Source organism: Falsiporphyromonas endometrii, assembly GCF_042654485.1.
Classification (GTDB): Bacteria; Bacteroidota; Bacteroidia; order Bacteroidales; family Porphyromonadaceae; genus Porphyromonas; species Porphyromonas endometrii.
Genome location: NZ_JBHSGO010000122.1, coordinates 1 through 4,657 on the forward strand (window position 1 = coordinate 1; position 4,657 = coordinate 4,657).

4 protein-coding genes are annotated in these 4,657 nt (G+C 39.5%); 3 read left to right on the forward strand and 1 reads right to left on the reverse strand.

Features of this window, described 5'->3' with window-relative positions; all coding sequences use genetic code 11:
• Positions 1 to 210: 210 nt before the first annotated feature.
• On the reverse strand, positions 211 to 480 hold the full coding sequence (locus ACFO3G_RS03880; RefSeq protein ID WP_380078164.1) for a hypothetical protein: 270 nt from the start codon (positions 478 to 480) through the stop codon (positions 211 to 213).
• Between the two features lie 436 nt (positions 481 to 916).
• On the opposite strand from ACFO3G_RS03880, the gene serC reads away from it, so the two are divergent.
• From serC to ACFO3G_RS03895, 3 genes are all read left to right on the forward strand, one after another.
• Positions 917 to 1,987, forward strand: a complete 1,071-nt coding sequence (gene serC / locus ACFO3G_RS03885; protein ID WP_380078166.1) for a 3-phosphoserine/phosphohydroxythreonine transaminase — start codon at positions 917 to 919, stop codon at positions 1,985 to 1,987.
• A gap of 227 nt (positions 1,988 to 2,214) precedes the next feature.
• A complete protein-coding gene (locus ACFO3G_RS03890; RefSeq protein WP_380078168.1) occupies positions 2,215 to 3,135 on the forward strand; it encodes an NAD(P)-dependent oxidoreductase in 921 nt (306 codons plus the stop codon).
• Positions 3,136 to 3,150: 15 nt separating this feature from the next.
• Complete coding sequence (locus ACFO3G_RS03895; protein WP_380078170.1) at positions 3,151 to 4,398, forward strand: DUF1015 domain-containing protein; 1,248 nt, start codon at positions 3,151 to 3,153, stop codon at positions 4,396 to 4,398.
• Positions 4,399 to 4,657: the final 259 nt, after the last annotated feature.

Sequence of the window (4,657 nt, forward strand, 5' to 3'; positions counted from 1 at the left end):
ACATAACTATTTGTTTACCATAAAGATAACTGTTATTCATGATATGGAAAAGACTTATATAAAGAAAGTTGAAACTTTTTTCAAAAAACAGAAAGGGCTGCGCCAAATGGAATTTTGACACAGCCCCGAGCTTATTTGTTAAAATAGCGCATAAAAAAGCCCGTTTCGTACTATAAAAACGGGCAAAGTCGGTAAGAAGGTCAGAGTCACCTAACCCTCAAACGCATAAATATCTGTATAAGTAAGAGAGGTTTTAGACACATTTTGAATAGCATATGAGACAATATTATTTAACAAATAGACAGCCACTGAAACGAACTTCACAGTCCGCATAAATGAACATTTCTGAAGATTGGATCTGACAACTTGTACAACATATATTTCACTTGCATCACACAGAAATATCATACCGTCTCGGATTGGAAGCAATCCAAGTGATATAAACATAAATGATATGATAAGTATGATAATTGTCTTCATGGTTTTAGTCCAAATTGCAGAAGCTAAGATACTAAAAATACAGCAACACCAAAACATAGCTTGCCCAAACGCCACACAATAAAGTTTCAAAAAACAAAATAATAAGGACCATATTACAACCATAAACGTAGAAAACATTTCAAATATCAGTTTGGATCTAATAGCGAACAATATCTTTCAGTTTGAAACAAAACGCAAAAACAAACAGACAATAAACCATCCGTATCTATTTTTTATGCAAAATAGTCAAAACAAAGTCATTGAATTATTTCAAAATTAGGGTATTATCACTTGATTTATATAGTTATTCTTTGGTATCTTTGCATGTCAATAAGAAGCAGATTGGCTGCTTAGGTCAATAAGAAGCGTATTGACACAGGATCTTGAGAAATAATTTAATAAGTAAGTATAAATATTTTAATCAAAAGTATTCATTATGAAGAAGCACAATTTCTATGCAGGACCATCTATCCTGGATCAGAGTGTGATCAAAGAAACAGCATGTGCTGTTCTTAACTTTGCAGGAACAGGTCTTTCTTTGCTCGAAGTTTCTCACCGTTCAAAGGAATTCGACGCAGTAATGACTGAAGCTAACCAACTTTTCAAAGAACTTCTTGAAATTCCGGAAGGATATGAAGTAGTATTTGTAGGTGGTGGTGCCAGCATGCAATTCTGTATGGTTCCTTTCAACTTGTTGAACAAGAAAGCTGCTTACCTTGACACAGGTACGTGGTCATCTAAGGCTATCAAGGAAGCTAAATTGTTTGGTGAAGTAGATGTTGTAGCTTCATCTAAGGATAAGAACTACACATACATCCCCAAGAACTACACTGTTCCTGAAGATGTTGACTATTTCCACTATACATCAAACAACACTATCTACGGTACAGAAATCCGCAAGGATCCGGACGTAAAGGCTCGCCTTGTATGTGATATGTCTTCTGATATCTTCAGCCGTCCTATCGATGTATCTAAATATGATATCATCTATGGTGGTGCTCAGAAGAACCTTGCTCCTGCAGGTGTTACATTTGCTATCGTACGCAAGGATGCTCTTGGACATGTTGAGCGCGAAATCCCAACAATGTTGAAGTATACAACTCACATTGACAAGGGTTCTATGTTCAATACACCTCCTGTACTTCCTGTTTATTCAGCTCTTCAAACATTGAAGTGGTACAAGGAAATGGGTGGCGTTAAGGCTATGCAAAAGCTTAACGAAGAAAAGGCAGCTATCCTTTATGATGCTATCGACAATAGCAAACTATTCGTTGGTACAGCAGAAGAAGATGCTCGTTCACTCATGAACGTTTGCTTCGTAATGAAGGACGAATACAAAGAACTTGAAGCTCAATTTGCTGACTTCGCTATCAAAGAACGCGGCATGATGGGTATCAAGGGTCACCGTTCAGTTGGTGGTTTCCGTGCATCTCTTTACAATGCAATGCCTAAGAGCAGTGTAGAAGCTCTTGTTGCTTGCATGAAGGAATTCGAACAGAAGCACTAATCTTATATTTTACATTAGAGGAGCGAGCGCATACTGCAATAAAGATGCGTTAGCTCCTCTATTGATATTTGCCCATTGTGCTTCTTCTCATTACAGATAAGAAGACAGGGGCATTTTTCTTATTAGGAGAGAGATCACCATTGAGGTGGTATTCTGTCTCTCTCAAATCAGGGGAAAATCGCTCCCCTAATAAATAACAACAATAACCAGTTAAAATTAAATCAGATATGGCAAAAGTATTGATTGCAACAGAGAAGCCATTTGCGCCGGTTGCAGTAAAAGGTATCAGAAAGATCGTTGAAGAAGCAGGTTTTGAACTTAATCTTCTTGAAAAGTATACAGAAAAGTCACAACTACTTACAGCAATTGCTGATGTTGATGCAGTAATCATCCGCTCTGACAAAATCGATGCTGAAGTATTGGACGCAGCAAAGAACCTTAAGATTGTAGTTCGTGCAGGTGCTGGTTACGACAATGTTGATTGTGAAGCTGCAAAGGCTCATAATGTATGTGTTATGAACACACCGGGACAGAACTCAAATGCAGTAGCAGAGCTTTGCATGGGACTTATCATCTACGGTCTTCGTAACTTCTACAATGGTGCAAGCGGTCGCGAACTTGCAGGCAAGAAAGTTGGTATCTTGGCCTATGGTTACATTGGTAAACTTGTAGCTAAATACTGCAAGGCATTTGGTTGCGAAGTATACGCTTATCACCCACGTCGTACAGACGAGCAAATCAAGGCAGACGGTGTTATCCCAACACACTCTCAAGAAGAGTTATTCGAAAAGTGCGATATTGTATCTGTACACACACCTTCACGCCCTGAAAATAAAGGTTGCGTAAACTATGCTTGCATGAGCAAGATTCGTGAAAAAGGTATCATCTTGAACACAGCACGTAAGGAAGTATTCAACGAAGAAGACCTAATCAAGGTTATGAACGAGCGTACAGATATCAAATATATCACTGATATCCAACCGGCTTGCCACGAAAAGATGGTTGCTGAATTTGAAGGTCGTTACTATGCAACTCCCAAAAAGATGGGTGCTCAGACAGCTGAAGCCAACATCAATGCAGGTCTTGCTGCAGCTAACCAAATCGTTAAGTTCATCAAGAATGGTGACGAAACATTCCGCGTAAACTAATTTATATTTTACACAATGGCTAGAATTAAACCTTTTAAGGGCATTCGTCCTCCACGCAATCTTGTTACTGAGGTTGCATCACGTCCTTACGACGTATTGAACAGCGAAGAAGCCAGAGAAGAAGCTAAAGGCAACGAAAAGTCACTTTACCACATCATCAAACCCGAGATTGATTTCCCTGTTGGTACAGACGAACACGATCCTCGCGTTTATGAAAAGGCAGCTCAAAACTTCCAAATGTTCCAAGATAAGGGCTGGTTGGTACAAGACGATAAGGAAAACTACTATGTTTATGCTCAGACAATGAACGGAAAGACTCAATATGGTCTTGTAGTTTGTGCCTATGTTGAGGACTACCTCAATGGTGTAATCAAAAAGCATGAGCTTACACGTAGAGACAAAGAAGAAGACCGTATGAAACACGTTCGCGTCAACAACGCAAACGTTGAGCCGGTATTCTTTGCTTTCCCTGACAATGCTGAGCTTGATGCTATCGTAAAGAAATATACTGTAAAAGAACCCGAATACGATTTCGTAGCAGAGTTGGATGGCTTTGGTCACCACTTCTGGGTAATTGATGACGAGAATGACATCAAACGCATTACAGAAATCTTCGGTCAAATGCCTGCACTTTACATTGCCGACGGTCACCACAGATCTGCTGCTGCTGCTCTTGTTGGTGCAGAAAAGGCAAAGCAGAATCCTAACCACAGAGGTGACGAAGAGTATAATTTCTTTATGGCTGTATGCTTCCCTGCAAATCAATTGACTATCATTGACTACAACCGTGTAGTAAAAGATTTGAATGGTCTTACTGATGAGCAATTCATCGAAAAAGTATCAAAATACTTCGACGTTGAATGTAAGGGTACAGAAATCTATCACCCGGCTAAGCTTCACAACTTCTCAATGTATCTTGGCGGAAAATGGTATTCACTTACAGCCAAAGAAGGTACATATGATGACAATGACCCAATCGGCGTACTTGACGTAACAATCAGTTCAAACCACATCTTGGACGAAATTCTTGGCATTAAGGACCTTCGCTCAGATAAGAGAATTGATTTCGTAGGTGGTATCCGTGGTCTTGAAGAACTCAAGAAGCGTGTCGATAGTGGCGAAATGAAGGTTGCTCTTGCACTATATCCGGTGTCTATGAAGCAACTTATTGATATTGCTGACACAGGCAATATCATGCCTCCTAAGACAACATGGTTTGAGCCAAAACTTAGATCAGGACTTGTTATCCACAAGCTAAGCTAAGAGACTAAGCTCAACTCAATAAAAAACTAAAGGCGATGTGTCAGTTTGATGACATATCGCCTTTGTTTTGTCTAAAATACCTAAACAATCTATTTCCATCCGAAATAACTATTGCATAATATCGGTATCCGAGGTAGTATCCCAAAAAGTGTGTAAAGGAGGTTTATCTTTGAGTCAAAATTAATCATTTCAATTCATTGTTTTGTTCATCCGTCAGGCGGGCATGAAAAACACCGGGGGGATTGGCGTCCGCCCGGGG

Coding starts and splice junctions, on each gene's coding strand:
- ACFO3G_RS03880 (WP_380078164.1), bottom strand. CDS start 480: ATGAAGACAATTATCATACTTATCATATCATTTATGTTTATATCACTT.
- ACFO3G_RS03895 (WP_380078170.1), top strand. CDS start 3,151: ATGGCTAGAATTAAACCTTTTAAGGGCATTCGTCCTCCACGCAATCTT.
- ACFO3G_RS03890 (WP_380078168.1), top strand. CDS start 2,215: ATGGCAAAAGTATTGATTGCAACAGAGAAGCCATTTGCGCCGGTTGCA.
- serC (WP_380078166.1), top strand. CDS start 917: ATGAAGAAGCACAATTTCTATGCAGGACCATCTATCCTGGATCAGAGT.